Consider the following 15929-nt stretch of genomic DNA (forward strand, 5'->3'; position numbering starts at 1 on the left):
TAAAATGTATCGGGATTTTTTATAATCAAATTTTAATTACTTCAACTTAGTTTAGTAATTGAATTGTTTTCTGTTGTCTTCAATTTTAGCACTGCTTTTCAATGCTGGAATAACTCTATTCACATCCGATGCGCTTTGTGATTTTAACTTAGCAACATACGGAGCATGATTTTTGATAGCTGGCGCTTTTACAGTGCTGATGTTTTTCACAACGTAAACTCCTGCATTACCTTCAATTGGAGCAGATAATTTGTTCGCCGCTAATGCAAATGCATTTCCAACTACTTTTGGTTCTTGACCAACACCTGCTAAAACAGGATTTTCCATTGTTAAACCAGATGCTTGTAGAACTGTAGTACCTGCCGTTTTTGCAATAGCTTCTAATGAAGTTCCGGTCATTTTAGCTTTGATCAATTCTGCTTTTTTCTTGTTTTTAAGAATTGGCTCTACATAAGGTCTAGCTGTAGCAACGGCTACCAAACCAGATTTATCTGTATTTTTAAGTCTTGCAATTACGTGTCCTAAATTAGCCACTTCAAATCTTTTTACTGCACCTACTTTAGTGTCATTTTCAAATGCCCATCTAACAATAGATCTTTGATTTCCTAAAGGACCAAAAGCTTCGTCCATCGCTTTTAAAGTAACAGGAGCTGCCACTGTAAGTTTCATGTCTTTTGCAATTTTACCAAAATCTTTATCGGTTGCGTCCATTTCAAATTTAGTAGCTTGTGTAAATACTTTATCTGAAGTTACTTCTGATGCTTCAATTTTTTGAGCTACAGTAGCCAAACGAATTCCGTCTTGTTTATCTGTAATCTTGATAATGTGAAATCCGAAAGGAGTTTCTACTAAACCAACTTTTCCTATTCCGCCACTGAAAACAAAATCATTGAATGGTTTTACCATTTGGTTTTGACCAAAATAACCTAAATCACCACCTTGTTGTGCTGAAGAGTCATCAGAATTTGTAAACGCTAACATAAGGAAACTGTCAGGATTTGCAGTTACTTGAGCTAATATAGATTCTGCTTTAGCTTTAGCTTCCTCTTTTGTTCTTTTCTCTTTTTTATTAGGAACTTGTGTTCCTTCATAGCTTATCAAAATGTGACTTGCTTTTGCATTTACGCCAGCTTTCATTCCCATAGATTTAGAAATACAATAGTATTTTCCAAACATATAAGGACCATAAACAGCACCTGGAGCTAAGTTAAACAATTGATCAGCATCTACAGCTGGCAAATCTTTTTTAGCGATGTAAGTCGAATCATAAGGAACATCTGAATTTGAATTAACAAACTCGATGGTGTTAGTTGCATTTCTAAATCCTGGCAAAGAATCATTTTTACCAGTTGCTTGGTTGTAAACCACTCTTCCAGATAACAATCCGTTTACTTTAGATTTAACCTCATTTTCGTCTGCTGTACTAGCTTTATCTTCAATCAAAACATACTCCACTTCACGAGATTCGTCTGCTTTGTATTTTTTCTCATTTTTCTTCATGAAATCTACAATCTCAGTATCAGTCACTTTTACATCACTGTCTTTAATAGTAGAATACAAACCTGCAACGTAAGCAAAATTTACTTTGTTGGCTTCCATTTCATATTTCAATTTTCCTTCGCTTTCAGTTGTATAAATACCCGCTTTAATCAAAGTATTGTACATTTGATATTTAGCATTCAACTCCGCATCTTTTTCTCTGTCTTTCAAGTATTGAGACTGTGCAGGATTTGATTTAAAATATTCTTTAAATTTAGCAATATCAAATATACCTGCTGCATTCAAAAATAATGGGTTTTTACCAATATTTTCATCTGATTTTAAAACTTCCAATATGTGTTTCTCACCTACTCTCAATCCTAATTTATCAAATTCTGAAGACAATAAAGCTATAGAAACTTCTTGATCCCAAACTCTATTTGCCGCTGCTGTGGAAGTAATCCCTTGACCACTTTTCTCAACATTGCTTACTTTGATTCTAAAATCTTCGAAAGCAATATCTTTTCCATTGATACTTCCTACATCTTTTGATGTACTATTGAAACTACCGCTTTTGAATAAATCACCAATGATAAATGCAAATAAAGCTAATGCGATAACTGCAATCATTAAAGCGGAACGTTGTCTAATTTTTGATAAAACTGCCATTTTTATTGTTGTTAATTTTATATATAGTTTGCGAAAATACAATTATCTAATTAATAATTATAGTAGTAGCGTTTTATTTTGCAAAAAAAAATAAATTGCAAAATAAATTACTCTTTTATGGTCATTTTAACCAATTCAATTTTCTGTTTCGTGGCCTCTTCTATAACAAAATGAAAGAATCCAATGGTAATTACAGCTCCTTTATGAGGAATCTCTTTCGTAGAATCAACTATAAATCCTCCCAGCGTACCGTAAGAATCACTTTCCGGAATATTAAGTTTATAGGTTTGATTTAAATACTCCACATCAAATCGAGCCGAAAAAAGATATTTGTCATCTCCTAATTCTTTTTCAATTAGCTCTTCTTCTGAATCATGTTCGTCTTCTATTTCGCCAAAAAGTTCTTCCACAATATCTTCGAGCGTAATTATTCCGGACGTACCACCATATTCATCAATAACAACGGCAACACTTTTCCTTTTTTTGGTAAGTAAATTCATTGCGTCTTTGATATAAATAGTCTCAGGCACAAATTCTACTGAAATTACAATCTCTTTGATACTTACTGGTTTTTTGAATAAATCGAATGAATGCACATACCCTACAATATCATCAAGCGAGTTTTTATACACGACAATTTTTGAATACCCAGTTTCAATAAACAATTTATTCAACTCTTCGATCGAATCATGTAAATCAATGGCTGCGATTTCAGTTCTGGGACTCATTACGTCTCTGGCCTTCACCCCTGAAAACTCCAAAGCATTTTGAAACATCTGTATTTCAGAATCAACTTCCTCGTTATCTTCAACGGTACTCATTTGCTCCGTAATGTAATTCCCAAGTTCCACTTTGCTAAAATAAAGCTGCACTTGATCTCCTTCGGTTTTGAAGAATTTTTTCAAAACAAAATCAGAAACCCAGATAAAAAAAGTAGAAATAAAATAGAACAAAACATAAAAAGCATACGCCGGAATAGCAAAAAACTTTATTAATGTGTTGGCATAAATTTGGAAAAAGACTTTAGGTAGAAACTCTGCCGTAATTAAAACGATCAAGGTGGAAAGAACGGTTTGCACTAATAAATCTAACAAACTGGACAGGTGATAACCAAAGGATTCTATCCACCGCATCAACAATTCACCCATGAAAAACCCATATATTACCAATGCAATATTGTTCCCAATCAGCATAGCGGCGATAAACTTAGATGGTTTTTCGGTAAGTTTTGTTAGTATTTTCGAGGCAAAATTATCTTGTTTTTTCTCTATTTCAAGATAAATTTTATTGGAAGAAATAAAAGCAATTTCCATTCCTGAAAAAAAGGCACATAGTATTAAACACAATATTATGATACTAATTTCCATGATTTAGGATTTTTTGTTTCTGTCTTCGAATTTTTTAGCAAATTTCATTCTAAAGAAAAACATAAATATTGCCACTCCCGCGATCCCAAAACTCAAGTAAGGTGTTGCTGCAGGATCATTAAGTTTTGTAACGCCATCATAAATAAAGATAATTGCGAAAATCAAATAAAAATAGGGTATGTATTTTAAGAAAGTCATATTGGTATTTATAAAATTATTCAGCCGATTGGAACTCGCCAGTGATTCGTTGTGAATTGATTACTTTGAAATCTTTACTAAAATCAATTCCTTGACCGTTTGAAGAACCTTTCAGATCGGTAAACTTAAACTTTTTCTCGGTAAAAAACCATTCGTTTTTTTGGTCGTAGTACAGCTGTTCCGTTTCCATTGTTTGTCCGTTATCCGTTTTAATCTTTACTTTTCCCTGTAAATCAATAATATTTGTCGATTTATAGGAAACCGCATACTTGGAAGTTATAAACGTTCTTTTTCCTTTATTATCATATAAAGTCACATCAATTCCTTTTGGAAATTCGGTAAAAGGAAAATCAACATTGGAAAAATCTAACATTTTCGGACTTACCAAAATTGATTTAATCAACCCAGAATCCGTGTATTTTAGATTTACATTATCTGCATCTCCACCAGGAACAAAATCTGAAAAATTAATTTTCTGCACTTCTTTAAAATTGCTTTCACAACTAAAAAACAGAGTCACAGCAAAAACTGTGACTACTGGTAGGATTATATATTTTTTTAGTAAAGTCATACGCTGTGCTTGAGAAAGCAATGTAATTAAATTTACTTATAAAGTTTTAATTGAATTTTCGTTTTTCAAACCATTTGTCATTAAGTGAAAAACCTACGCTAAAGTTAGCATAATTTTCTTGAACCAAATTCGCATTTGTTGTTCCTTTTTTGCCTAATTCAAAACCTAAATTTACATTAGAGAAACTACCTGTTATTGGCAATCCAAACCCTAGTGTTAATCCCATATCATTTACCGATTGTGAATTAATCACCAAGCCTGTTTTTTCATATTTCAAACCTGCTCTATAGACAATTCTTTGAGCATAGTTTGAGAACGAATTATAGTTTGGAATATAATATCCACCAATGCTCACGCTACCATACCTACCATAGCCAACATTACTTGCTTTATTATAACTGTTTTCTTGACCTGAATTCTTCTGATACGAAATTTTACCACCTAAAAGCCATTTTTTAGCCTCTCCTATTCCGGCACCAAAGGATATTTTGCTAGGAAATTTGACGTCTGTTTGAGTTTTTTGATCTGCAAGAGCATCAACAACCGACACATTAAATGCTGAATTATAAACCACTGTTGCTATTCCTCTTGTGTTTTTTGAGGTCATATTACCTTCCACTGTATAATTTAAGCTACTGTATAAAGTCAGTTTTTTATTTAATTTAGCTTGGTACATCGTTCCAATATTAAAATTCACTCCAGACAATTCCGCGGAATTCAATTCAAGAGTACCAACTGGAACATTGGTGATAAATTCCAAACTAGTGGTTTCAATTTTACCAAAATTATAATGAACGTCAGCACCAATACTAAAATTAGGAGCTATTTTATAACCAACTCCCAAAAATACTTTATTCAAACCACCAGTTCCGCTTAAACGCTTGTTTGTTTGGCCATCTATTGAAGACAATGATTCAATTTTATATCCTACAGAAGAATAGGGAATCAATCCAAAACCAACACCAAATTTCCCTAAAGGCAAACCAACAGCTAAATAATCCAAAGTCGTTCTTCGCGTATTTGCCGAACCTGTATTAGATTTTAAGCTTTTAGTTCCATAAGTTCCACCCAATGCAAATGTTGTAAGCTTCAAGCCTGAATAACTGGCTGGATTTTCTAAGTTAATATGAATACTATCTTGCTCCACAGCCACTCCTGCCATCGAACGATTTTCAAGCGTTCCTTTGAATCTGATATCACCAATACCATAAAAAGAATAAGGTGAAGAAGTTCCTTCTTGAGCGAAGGATACAAGTGACAAAAGCAAGCAGGCGCTTATTATAATTTTTTTAATCATTTTTGATTTTATATTGAAATGTTTGGTTCAAACTTTCTAGAAGAAAATTTGAATTGGCAAATATGGTATTTTTTAATCGTTTAGCCAAAAAATCTGTATCTCCACCCGTTAAAATTATTATAAAATTTGAATACCGTGCCTTATATTCCTCTATGAAACCATCAATCTCATAAACCAAACCATTTACAACTCCCGAATGAATAGACTCCGATGTTGATTTCCCTATTAAATCTTTAGGAGTTTCTAATGTTAACAAAGGTAGTTTAGCAGTAAAATTATGTAATGATTCATAACGCAATCGCAATCCTGGAGCAATTGCACCGCCATGATATTTATTAGTTTCATCTATAAAGTCGAAAGTAACACAAGTTCCCGCATCAATAACTAGCCTGTTTTGATTTGGAAATTGCAATGTCGCTCCGGCAGCGAGAACCATCCGGTCAATTCCTAAAGTCTGCGGGGTTTGGTAATCATTGAAAAAAGGAAAAGGATCCTCATTTGATATAAAATGAACATTTACCTCTTTTTTAAACTCCAAAAAAGACTCTTTTTCGACATCTCCAACAGACGCAACTACCAAATGTGTTATTTTTTGGTGTGTTTTTAAAATATTTTTAATTTTTTTTTGAAAGTCATTTTTGGTAAAAAAAAAAGTATCGATTTGAGTATCACCCTCAAAAACAGCGCCTTTAATTCTGGTATTCCCTACATCAATAGTTAAAATCATAATTTATATTTTGATGTTGCGAAGGTACGAATTGATTTTTTTAAAAAAATGTTTTGGATATACTAAAAATGATTCTATATTTGCACCCGCAATAGCGCGGTACCTTAGCTCAGATGGTAGAGCAATGGACTGAAAATCCATGTGTCCCTGGTTCGATCCCTGGAGGTACCACTTTAAAACCCGAATAGAAATATTCGGGTTTTTTGTTTTAAAAATCTATCCGGATTTATTGTGAAATTATTCCAGAACCTTCTATACCAAGACGTTTTATATCTAGAGAGACCACGTAATTGATGAGTCCTTGGCTCACCATAAGTGTTTAGGCCGGAGATTCTATTTTAAAAAATCAAAACTTTGAGTAATTAAAAGATGATTAAGTTGTTATTTACCGCCTAATTATATCACAAAAAAAGGAGCAATTAGCTCCTTTTTTTTAAACATCTTATTAAATTGCAATGATATTGCGTTCAACTAGTCATACATTCGTTGATTGTCGGTTACAAAAAATTTCTTATAATTTATTAAATTTAAACTTCTGTCCTCCTACTGATGCCTCGTACATGAGCCCACCCTTTTGCATGCTGAACACCATAACGCCCTCGGCGTACTTTACATTTGCGGAGGCTCCAGCCGTCACCGCTACTGCCGAAGCTTGAGCGGAAAACTCGAATTTACTTCCTTTAAACCGTTCTAAATCTTTTTTAGACTCAAAAAATATTACCTCGCGATACGCTTGTCCTCCTGCCTGAAATCCTATGCTGAGTTGAGATAATTTTGCCATCCCGACAAGTGTATTACGTTCGTAAACCACTCCATTACCCGCTGCACCTCCAATACCGAATCCTGCTTTGCCCACATTAGGGAAAATGGCATATCCAGCGGCTTTTTCAAAAAGTCCTTTCAACAGAGGATCTGCTTTAATGAATTCAGCCTTTGCATTCTTGCTGTCGGCAATAATTTTACTCTTTTTAGCGTCCGATTGTCCAAACATAGGCGCTATGTTTAGCGCAAAAGCGAGCACCATTACCCAAATAATATTTAACTTTTTCATATATCCTATTTTAAATTGTTGTGAAATAAATTGCGGCTAGACTAATACTTTATACAAGAATCCAAAAATGAAAAGTCTTTATTCAAATATACTCTAAATTTTTCAAATAATAAAATATTACTTGATTATCAATTAGTTAACTAATTTTAATCTATTAAAAACAGAATTAAATATCTAAAAATCAGAAGTAAATATTCCTAATTTTTACAAATTTCAAGAACCTTTGCAATATATAACGCGGAAGATTTTTTTTTATTATCAAAAATTCCCGCTGCAATATTCAACCCCCTTTAGCACCTAATATATCTTCGATTCAAATAATCCATTTTCTTGGGTACCGTTGAAACTCCATTTTCTACGATACATCTTTTCTTATTAAAAAAAACCACATAACTTGACAAATATTAACAGAATAAATGGATTTTATTAACTGCAAACCTTATTAGAAAATCGTAATTTTACCTGACAAAATCATCAATAATTAAACTTATGTCAACACGATTCGTACAACAATTTAGTAACACATAAAGTAAGTTAACAAAACAAAAAGAGGAAGAAATTAAATGCCTTTTGATTTACTTTAAAATTCAAGATACCTATTTAATACTAAATTAATAAAGAATATCATGAAAGCATTTATAATAAGCTTATTGTTCTTTGGGTGTTTAAGTACATCTTATTCCCAAGACACAAAAAATAATGAGGTAGAAGAAGAAAATCTTAGGACAGAGCAATTACCGGAAGTGGTAATTAGACGTGCAGGAAAAGATTTTTCAGTCTACCTAACCGATAAAAACCCTGATGCGAGTGTCAGGAATCTTCAAGAGAAATTTATTAGTTACAACCTTGGAAAAGACTACGAAGGGTATGACTCCTATTTAGTTACTATGGAAACCCAAAACGGGTCTTTAGCAGCAACTTATAACGAGAACGGCAAATTAACACGCGTTGTCGAAAATTACAAAAACGTACGACTTCCCAGTAAAGTGATTTACTCCATTTACAAGGAATTTCCAGATTGGGTAATCATCAACGATAAATTTCTTTATACACAGGAAAATGGCGACATTATCAAGAAACAATATCATCTCAAAATCAAAAAAAACAATGAAGTGCGCAAGTTAGTAGTTCATGCAAACGGTGAAATTTTAAAAGGCTTAGAATAAATTTCACTCACTTTAAAAAAAAACAGAATCAACATAACAAAAGGGTTTAGTCTTTGAGAAAAGCTAAGCCCTTTATTTTTTTAATGGGCGTTATTCAAAGATGGTTTTTCATTATTGGACCATCAGCATTTAAAAAACAATGGGATTTAGCAAACAATAAAAGCTTTCTAGCGCTTAGAAACACATTGTGAAAACCACAGCCATTTTAGGAATATTAAATAATTTATTCAATATATATAAGGGTTTCGTAAATATTATTGCAATTTTTTGTGAAATTCTAAAAATAATAATTGCTAATTTACTATATTTATGCAAAATTTATATATATGGAGATTTTATCCTGTCCGAAATGCCAAAATAATCATATTGTAAAAAGCGGCATAATCAATAGCAAACAAAGGTACTTATGCAAAAATTGCAAGTACTTTTTTACGGTAAATAAAATTGGAAAAAAAATAGACGATTACTATGTTACTAAAGCACTGCAATTATATCTCGAAGGCCTGAGTTATCGAGAAATTGAGCGCATTATCGGGGTTTCGCATGTTACGGTCAGCAATTGGGTAAAGACCTTTAACATAAAAAAACCTTCCCACGCTAATTACCACCCTACCTATAAGATTTTTAACCATTTAGAACTGGTCGAATATATTAAAAACAAAGAATTATTGTCGGGAGCCGGTATGATTATAACCGAGCTTGGTGATAAGTTTATGCTTATAAAATGGGAGCGATTTAAAGATTAACTATACTACTTTACACTTATATATTACTTAATTTTTTTTATAAACAAAAAATTAGAATTTGGCAGTGTTGAAACTAACCATTTCCGCTAACCAAACTTTAACTTATTATGAAAAAAATTTATTTATTAGCAGCAATACTGCTTTTATCTTTGAAAGGTTTTTCACAAGGCTCTCCAGATTATGGAGCTGGAATGAAATTCAACTTGAACGAGGACGGTTCAAAATACATGCGATTTATAGTATGGAACCAAATATGGTTCCGTTCCAGCCAAATGAACCCTGGAACAATGATTGGAGGAGAATCAGCTTCAACCGGAACTGATATTGGAAACAGACGTTTGCGTTTTCTCGCGTATTCGCAAATATCAAAAAGATACATGATTGTAACCCATTTTGGTATAAACAATCAAACCTTTACTAATGGTGGAGCAGCAGGAACTTCCGGAACCGGCGGATACGGTGCTGGCAAAAAACCAGGGCTATTTTTTCATGATGCCTGGAATGAATACGCATTAGTTTTACCGGAAAAAGACAAAAAATTTAGCTTGTCGCTTGGAGGTGGTTTACATTATTACATGGGACTATCCAGAGAAACAATGGCATCTACTTTGAATTTCCTAACCATTGACGCACCTATATTCAACTGGCCATTAATAGAAAACTCCGATCAATTTGCCAGACAAATGGGTTTATTTGCTAAAGGTAAGTATGGCAAATTAGAATACCGTTTAAGTTACAACAAACCATACGCGACAAACTTAGTTCCTACTAATGTAACTTCGGCTGATAATGCAATCGCAGTGGATAATAGCGGCAATACAAAATGGTCTAAAGCCGGTTATTTCGAATATCAATTTTTAGATCAAGAAGCTAATTTATTGCCTTATAAAGTAGGCAGCTATTTGGGAACTAAAAAAGTATTCAACATTGGTGCTGGTTTTTACACCGCGCCTGACGCAACAAAATCTTCCGTGAACAATGTCATTAGCAAACATAACATTAATCTTTTTGCAGCTGATGTTTTCCTTGATTTGCCTATTGGCAAAAAAGAAAATAAAATGGCACTAACCGGATACAGTGTTTTCTATGATTATGATTTCGGCCCAAATTATTTACGTAATGTAGCCATTATGAATATTGGTTCTGTCGACCCAAACTTCACAGGAAACAAAGCATTGGCTGGACCTGGAAATGCACAAGCTACCATTGGATCAGGAAATATTTGGTACACACAAGCAGGGATTTTATTACCGAGCAAAGTAGCAAAACCTAAAGTACGAATTCAGCCATTTGGAGCTTTTACTTATAAAAACTTCGACGCTTTGGATAAATCAAGTACCCAATTTGACCTTGGATCTAACTTTTTTCTCGATGGACAACATGCTAAAATCACAGCTCAATATTCAACTAGACCTGTTTACACTACTCCCTCTAATATCTCTGGATCAAAAGGTGATTTCATAGTTCAACTCCAAATCTATCTTTAATCAATTTTAAAAAATAACAATATATGAAAGAAAAATCAACAAAAGGAATTTGGAAAGTTATTTCCGCTTCCTCCATGGGCACAATGATTGAATGGTATGATTTCTACATTTTTGGAAGTTTAGCTGTTGTAATTTCAACGAAGTTTTTCCCTTCCGATAATCCTACTGCGGCCTTCTTATCAACCTTAGCAACTTTTGCAGCCGGATTTGTGGTTCGACCATTTGGCGCTCTTTTCTTTGGAAGATTGGGTGACTTAATAGGAAGAAAATATACGTTCATGGTAACGCTAGTATTGATGGGCGGAGCGACTTTCTTAATAGGATGTATCCCGAGTTATGAAACGATAGGATTTATGGCACCTTTGTTAGTCTTGATTCTTCGTTTACTTCAGGGTCTTGCGCTGGGCGGTGAATACGGTGGCGCAGCGACTTATGTTGCAGAGCATGCACCCGTGGGACAAAGAGGATATTGGACTTCTTGGATTCAAACCACGGCAACTGTTGGATTGTTTATCTCTTTAATGGTTATTCTAGCAACCAGAAACATTCTTACACCAGAACAATTTGATGCTTGGGGATGGAGAGTGCCGTTTTGGGTTTCGATCATCATGGTTGGAGTTTCTTATTTGATTAGAAAAAACATGGATGAATCTCCTGTATTTGCTAAAGCGAAAGCAGAGGGAAAAACCAGTACTAATCCGTTAAAAGAAAGTTTTGGAAATCGTTACAACTTGAAATTTGTTTTATTGGCTTTATTTGGAGCTACAATGGGACAAGGAGTTGTTTGGTATACTGGCCAATTTTACGCAATGAGTTTCATGAAAACAGTTATGTCAATAGACTCTTCTCAAGTAGACACTTTACTGGGAATTGCATTAATTATGGGAACGCCTTTTTTCATTGTTTTTGGTTGGTTGAGTGATAAAGTGGGAAGAAAATACATTATGATGGGCGGAATGTTACTGGCTATTTTACTATACAGACCTATTTACAAACAAATGTATGAGACTACTTCAATAAAAAACAAAACAGAAGTTGTTGCTAATACAAAACTGGTAGCTGAATTAAAGGAGAACAAGAAACAAACTATGGATTCTATCTACACTACAAACAAAGAGTATAGTGACGGAACCACCTTTCTTGAAGTAAAAACGGTATCTTTAGAGAATGGAACTGCCAAGATTGTAGATGGAAAACCAAAGATTGAAACCAAAACAACTATTAATATTAATTGGGATGACAAGTGGACTTTAATATTTTTAATATTCATACAGGTATTATTTGTAACAATGGTTTACGGTCCTATTGCGGCATTCTTAGTTGAAATGTTTCCTGCAAAAATCAGATATACCTCTATGTCATTGCCTTATCACGTAGGAAACGGAATTTTTGGGGGATTGCTTCCTGCGATATCCACCTATTTTGTAACTCATGCCAAAGATGCCGGAGATGCTGAATTTTATCTAGAAGGACTTTGGTATCCAATCGTAATAGCTTCAGTCTGTTTTGTAATTGGAATGATTTATATTAAGAATAAAGATAAAAACGCTCACATTTAAAAAAAACACAGCTATGAATCAGATAAAAAGAGCTTTAGGATTGGTTTGGATCGCCTTAGCAATTGCAGCAGCCTATTTTTGCATCTTCACTTTTGGACTACCAAAATTTATGTCGGGCAAACAAGACGATTTAGTCTTTGGAATTATCATCCTTTTTATACTTACTCCTTTAATCGTTTTAGGATTAGGAACCTTTGGTTATTATTCCTTAATGGGTGATTACGATGAAAAAAAATAATGCTTAATTAAATTTTATAATACGCAATCTCTACATTTATTTGTAGGGATTGCTTATTTCTATTTCGATGAAAAAAAGACACGAACAAAAGTTGGTTATACTTTCAATGCTAATGCTATTAGCTTTGAACATACCACTTTTGCTTTTATTTGACAGTTCTAAACCACTTTTTGGATTACCAATAGTGTACATCTACATTTTCTCGGCATGGTTGTTTTCAATTGCCATCTCCTACCTAATCATAAAAAGATATTATGAGTAGCATAGGACTTTTATTGATTTTAGGACTTTATGTGTCCATTCTTTTTTACATCGCCTATTGGGCCGAAAAAAGAAGCCATTCAAAATGGACGAATAACCCTTACGTTTATTCCTTTTCGTTAGCGGTATATTGCACTGCTTGGACTTACTATGGAAGCATCGGTGTGGCAGCGAACTCAGGTTTAAGCTACTTACCTATTTATTTAGGGCCAATAATAATTATCCCCACTTGGATGATTATCCTCAAGAGAATTATCCGAATTTCGAGAGTAAATAAAATTTCCAGTATTGCCGATTTTATTTCTTTACGATACGGAAACAGTAGATTCCTTGGCGCGTTGGTTACCATGATTTGCATTTTTGGAATCGTTCCCTACATCGCTTTACAATTAAAATCGATTTCAGATACTTTTCATATTGTTACCAAAACCCAATCGAGTGACAATATCTTTACGGATACCACCACTTATGTTTGCCTTGCTTTGGCTTTATTTGCCTCTTATTACGGAACAAAATATGTTGATGCTTCCGAAAAAAGACGCGGAATTGTAACAGCGGTGGCAATGGAATCCATCTTGAAATTAGTTTTCTTTTTAATCATTGGAATATACGTGACCTATTTTGTTTACGATGGTTTTGGAGACATTTACACCAAAGCTTCTGTTCTTGAAAATTTCGACAAGAAGAATTCCATCGGAGATTTAACGGGCGCAATCAATTGGTTTTTCCTCTGCATTTTGTCAATGTTTGCTATTTTTCTTTTACCAAGACAGTTTCACACTGCCATCGTTGAAAACAATAAAGAAACTCATATTCGAACAGCGATGTGGCTTTTTCCATTGTATTTATTGCTGTTCAATATTTTTGTATTCCCAATTGCATGGGGAGGAAATATTCTTTTTCAGGGAAAGGGATTCAATTCTGACACCTATTCATTATTGATTCCTCAATTTTTCAACAATAACTTCTTGACCGTTTTAGTATTTCTCGGAGGATTTTCTGCCGCCATATCAATGATTATTGTTTCCTCGATTGCTTTGGCGACTATGCTCAGTAACAACCTGTTAATTCCTTATGGTTTCGTGGGTTCTTTGGAAAATAAATCACCCGAAAAAAACCGTAAAAGAATCGTTAACAGTCGGAAAATAGGTATTTTTTCACTCATTATTTTGGCGTATGCCATCTACCGCATTTTCATTTTAGATTATTCATTGGTTTCCATCGGCTTAGTTTCTTTTGTTGTGATTGCGCAATTGGCACCTTCCTTTTTTGGAGCATTGTTTTGGAGAAGAGGTTCAAAAAAAGGAGCAATAACGGGAATTATCATTGGTTTTTTAATTTGTTTTTACACCTTATTAATGCCCTATGCTATAGGACTTACAAAATCATCCAGCCTCTTTATTCAGGAAGGTCCTTGGGGAATTGCATTGCTCAAACCCTTTCAGCTTTTTGGATTGGATTATTTAGAACCTATTCCGCAAGCTGTTTTTTGGAGTTTGTTTTTTAATATAATCAGTTATGCTGCAATTTCTGTAAGTTTCAGTGGAAATTATAGAGAACGCAATTACGCCGAAATGTTCGTGGATATTGACAAATACATTACCAATCACGAAAATGCATTTGTATGGAAAGGAACCGCATATATATCCGATATTCAAAAAGTTTTACAACGATTTCTTGGCGAAGAAAGAACCAAAAGGGCGTTGGCGATTTTCAATTTGAAATACAACATTGACAAAAACATCACCACTGCCGATGCTCGATTTATAAAATTTGCCGAGAATTTATTGACTGGACATATTGGTACGGCTTCCGCCAAAATCTTAATATCAAGTGTAGTAAAAGAAGACAAAATCAGCCTGACAGAAGTTCTGCGAATTCTCGAAGAATCCAAAGAAAACATCATCATTAACAAGAAACTGACAGACACTTCCAATGAATTAAAAAAAATATCGACCCAACTAAAAAATGCCAATCAGGAATTGGTTAATAAAGACATTCAAAAAGACGAATTTCTCGACACGGTTACTCATGAATTGCGAACACCAATAACCGCCATCCGTGCAGCAAGCGAAATCCTGCATGACGACGATGATATTCCAGAAGAATTGAGAAAACAGTTTTTACAAAACATCATCTCCGAATCGGATAGATTGAATCGCTTAATTGACAAAATTCTCGATTTGGAGAAATTCGAAACAGGGAAACAAAAAATTTATCTTTCTAAAAACAACATTTCAAAAACCATAAAAAACACTTTGGCTTCATTGAAACAATTGATTAAAAACAAAAACATAAGTGTTGAATTCGATGAGTCTTCCAAAGAAATAAAAGCATTTTATGATGAGGAACGCATCATTCAAGTTATTCATAATTTATTGTCCAATGCCATAAAATTCTGTTCAGAAACAGAAGGAAAAATTACTATTGCGATATTGAAAAAAAAGGAGGTTGTAGAAGTCCATATTCACAATAATGGTAAAGGAATTAAGGAAGAAGATTTTGAAGCCATTTTTGATAAATTCTATCAATCACGAAATCAAAATGTAAAAAAACCAATTGGAAGCGGTTTAGGATTGGCCATTTGCAAGTCAATTATAGAACATCATAAAGGAAACATTTGGGCTGAAAATACGAAAGGCAATGGAGCCACATTTATTTTCACATTACCCAATTATAATACTACTGAAAATCATTAAAAAGATGAAAAAAATTTTAATTGTAGATGACGAACCAAATATTGTTATGTCACTTGAGTACACATTCAAAAAGAACAATTTCGAAGTTTTCATAGCTCGTGACGGACAAGAAGCATTAGATATCTTGAAAAAACAACTTCCGGACGTTATTATTCTCGATGTAATGATGCCGATGGTTGACGGTTTTGCCACATTGGCACAAATTAAAAAAGACGAAAGGTTGCAACATTGCAAAGTAATTTTCCTTTCGGCAAAAAACAAAGAAAAAGACATTGAGAAAGGACTTTCTCTAGGTGCTAATTTATATGTAGTCAAGCCCTTTTCGGTCAAGAAATTAGTCGAGCAGGTACAAGAATTAATCTAAGAAATTAGATTTTTAGTTATTCAATTTTAGCATTAGAACAAAGAAATTTA

15 protein-coding genes and 1 tRNA gene are annotated in these 15929 nt (G+C 33.7%); 9 read left to right on the forward strand and 7 right to left on the reverse strand.

The genetic code is table 11. The features are described from left to right. Window positions 1-51 precede the first annotated feature (51 nt). The 6 genes from H4V97_RS08340 to H4V97_RS08365 form a co-directional block, all read right to left on the reverse strand. Window positions 52-2148 (reverse strand): peptidylprolyl isomerase, encoded by a 2097-nt coding sequence (locus H4V97_RS08340; protein ID WP_209549449.1) that lies wholly within the window; start codon window positions 2146-2148, stop codon window positions 52-54. Between the two features lie 107 nt (window positions 2149-2255). Next, window positions 2256-3515 carry a hemolysin family protein gene (locus tag H4V97_RS08345; RefSeq protein ID WP_209549450.1) on the reverse strand — a complete coding sequence of 420 codons (1260 nt, stop codon included), beginning with the start codon at window positions 3513-3515 and terminating at the stop codon, window positions 2256-2258. A 3-nt stretch (window positions 3516-3518) separates the two neighbouring features. Further along, window positions 3519-3713: a hypothetical protein gene (locus H4V97_RS08350; protein WP_196848929.1), complete on the reverse strand. Its 195-nt coding sequence runs from the start codon at window positions 3711-3713 to the stop codon at window positions 3519-3521. A 16-nt stretch (window positions 3714-3729) separates the two neighbouring features. Continuing rightward, window positions 3730-4284, reverse strand: a complete 555-nt coding sequence (gene lptC / locus H4V97_RS08355) for an LPS export ABC transporter periplasmic protein LptC (protein WP_196848928.1) — start codon at window positions 4282-4284, stop codon at window positions 3730-3732. Window positions 4285-4330: 46 nt separating this feature from the next. Further along, window positions 4331-5581, reverse strand: coding sequence for a hypothetical protein (locus H4V97_RS08360; RefSeq protein ID WP_196848927.1), 1251 nt, complete (start codon window positions 5579-5581; stop codon window positions 4331-4333). Next, window positions 5574-6308: a type III pantothenate kinase gene (locus H4V97_RS08365; RefSeq protein ID WP_196848926.1), complete on the reverse strand. Its 735-nt coding sequence runs from the start codon at window positions 6306-6308 to the stop codon at window positions 5574-5576. Before H4V97_RS08365 ends, H4V97_RS08360 begins: the two co-directional genes overlap by 8 nt. Before the next feature lie 98 nt (window positions 6309-6406). Between H4V97_RS08365 and H4V97_RS08370 the strand changes: the two genes are divergently transcribed. Continuing rightward, window positions 6407-6479, forward strand: a tRNA-Phe gene (locus H4V97_RS08370). A gap of 340 nt (window positions 6480-6819) precedes the next feature. Here the strand turns inward: H4V97_RS08370 and H4V97_RS08375 are convergent. Then, complete coding sequence (locus tag H4V97_RS08375) at window positions 6820-7359, reverse strand: YSC84-related protein (RefSeq protein WP_196848925.1); 540 nt, start codon at window positions 7357-7359, stop codon at window positions 6820-6822. A 626-nt stretch (window positions 7360-7985) separates the two neighbouring features. On the opposite strand from H4V97_RS08375, the gene H4V97_RS08380 reads away from it, so the two are divergent. The 8 genes from H4V97_RS08380 to H4V97_RS08415 all read left to right on the forward strand — a co-directional run bounded on the left by H4V97_RS08380 (window position 7986) and on the right by H4V97_RS08415 (window position 15879). Further along, a complete protein-coding gene (locus tag H4V97_RS08380; protein ID WP_196848924.1) occupies window positions 7986-8525 on the forward strand; it encodes a hypothetical protein in 540 nt (179 codons plus the stop codon). A gap of 326 nt (window positions 8526-8851) precedes the next feature. Continuing rightward, complete coding sequence (locus tag H4V97_RS08385; RefSeq protein WP_196848923.1) at window positions 8852-9271, forward strand: helix-turn-helix domain-containing protein; 420 nt, start codon at window positions 8852-8854, stop codon at window positions 9269-9271. Window positions 9272-9378: 107 nt separating this feature from the next. Then, window positions 9379-10758, forward strand: coding sequence for a porin (locus H4V97_RS08390; protein ID WP_209549451.1), 1380 nt, complete (start codon window positions 9379-9381; stop codon window positions 10756-10758). Between the two features lie 23 nt (window positions 10759-10781). Next, complete coding sequence (locus H4V97_RS08395; protein ID WP_209549452.1) at window positions 10782-12317, forward strand: MFS transporter; 1536 nt, start codon at window positions 10782-10784, stop codon at window positions 12315-12317. A gap of 13 nt (window positions 12318-12330) precedes the next feature. Then, window positions 12331-12555: a DUF6814 family protein gene (locus H4V97_RS08400; protein WP_196848920.1), complete on the forward strand. Its 225-nt coding sequence runs from the start codon at window positions 12331-12333 to the stop codon at window positions 12553-12555. A gap of 67 nt (window positions 12556-12622) precedes the next feature. Further along, entirely contained in the window at window positions 12623-12817 is a 195-nt protein-coding gene (locus H4V97_RS08405) for a hypothetical protein (protein WP_196848919.1), read from the forward strand. Then, a complete protein-coding gene (locus H4V97_RS08410) occupies window positions 12810-15515 on the forward strand; it encodes a sensor histidine kinase (RefSeq protein WP_209549453.1) in 2706 nt (901 codons plus the stop codon). Before H4V97_RS08405 ends, H4V97_RS08410 begins: the two co-directional genes overlap by 8 nt. A 4-nt stretch (window positions 15516-15519) precedes the next feature. Beyond that, window positions 15520-15879: a response regulator transcription factor gene (locus tag H4V97_RS08415; protein WP_209549454.1), complete on the forward strand. Its 360-nt coding sequence runs from the start codon at window positions 15520-15522 to the stop codon at window positions 15877-15879. Window positions 15880-15929 lie beyond the last annotated feature (50 nt).

Origin of the sequence: Flavobacterium sp. CG_23.5 (assembly GCF_017875765.1) — a bacterium.
In the GTDB taxonomy this organism is placed as follows: Bacteria; Bacteroidota; Bacteroidia; order Flavobacteriales; family Flavobacteriaceae; genus Flavobacterium.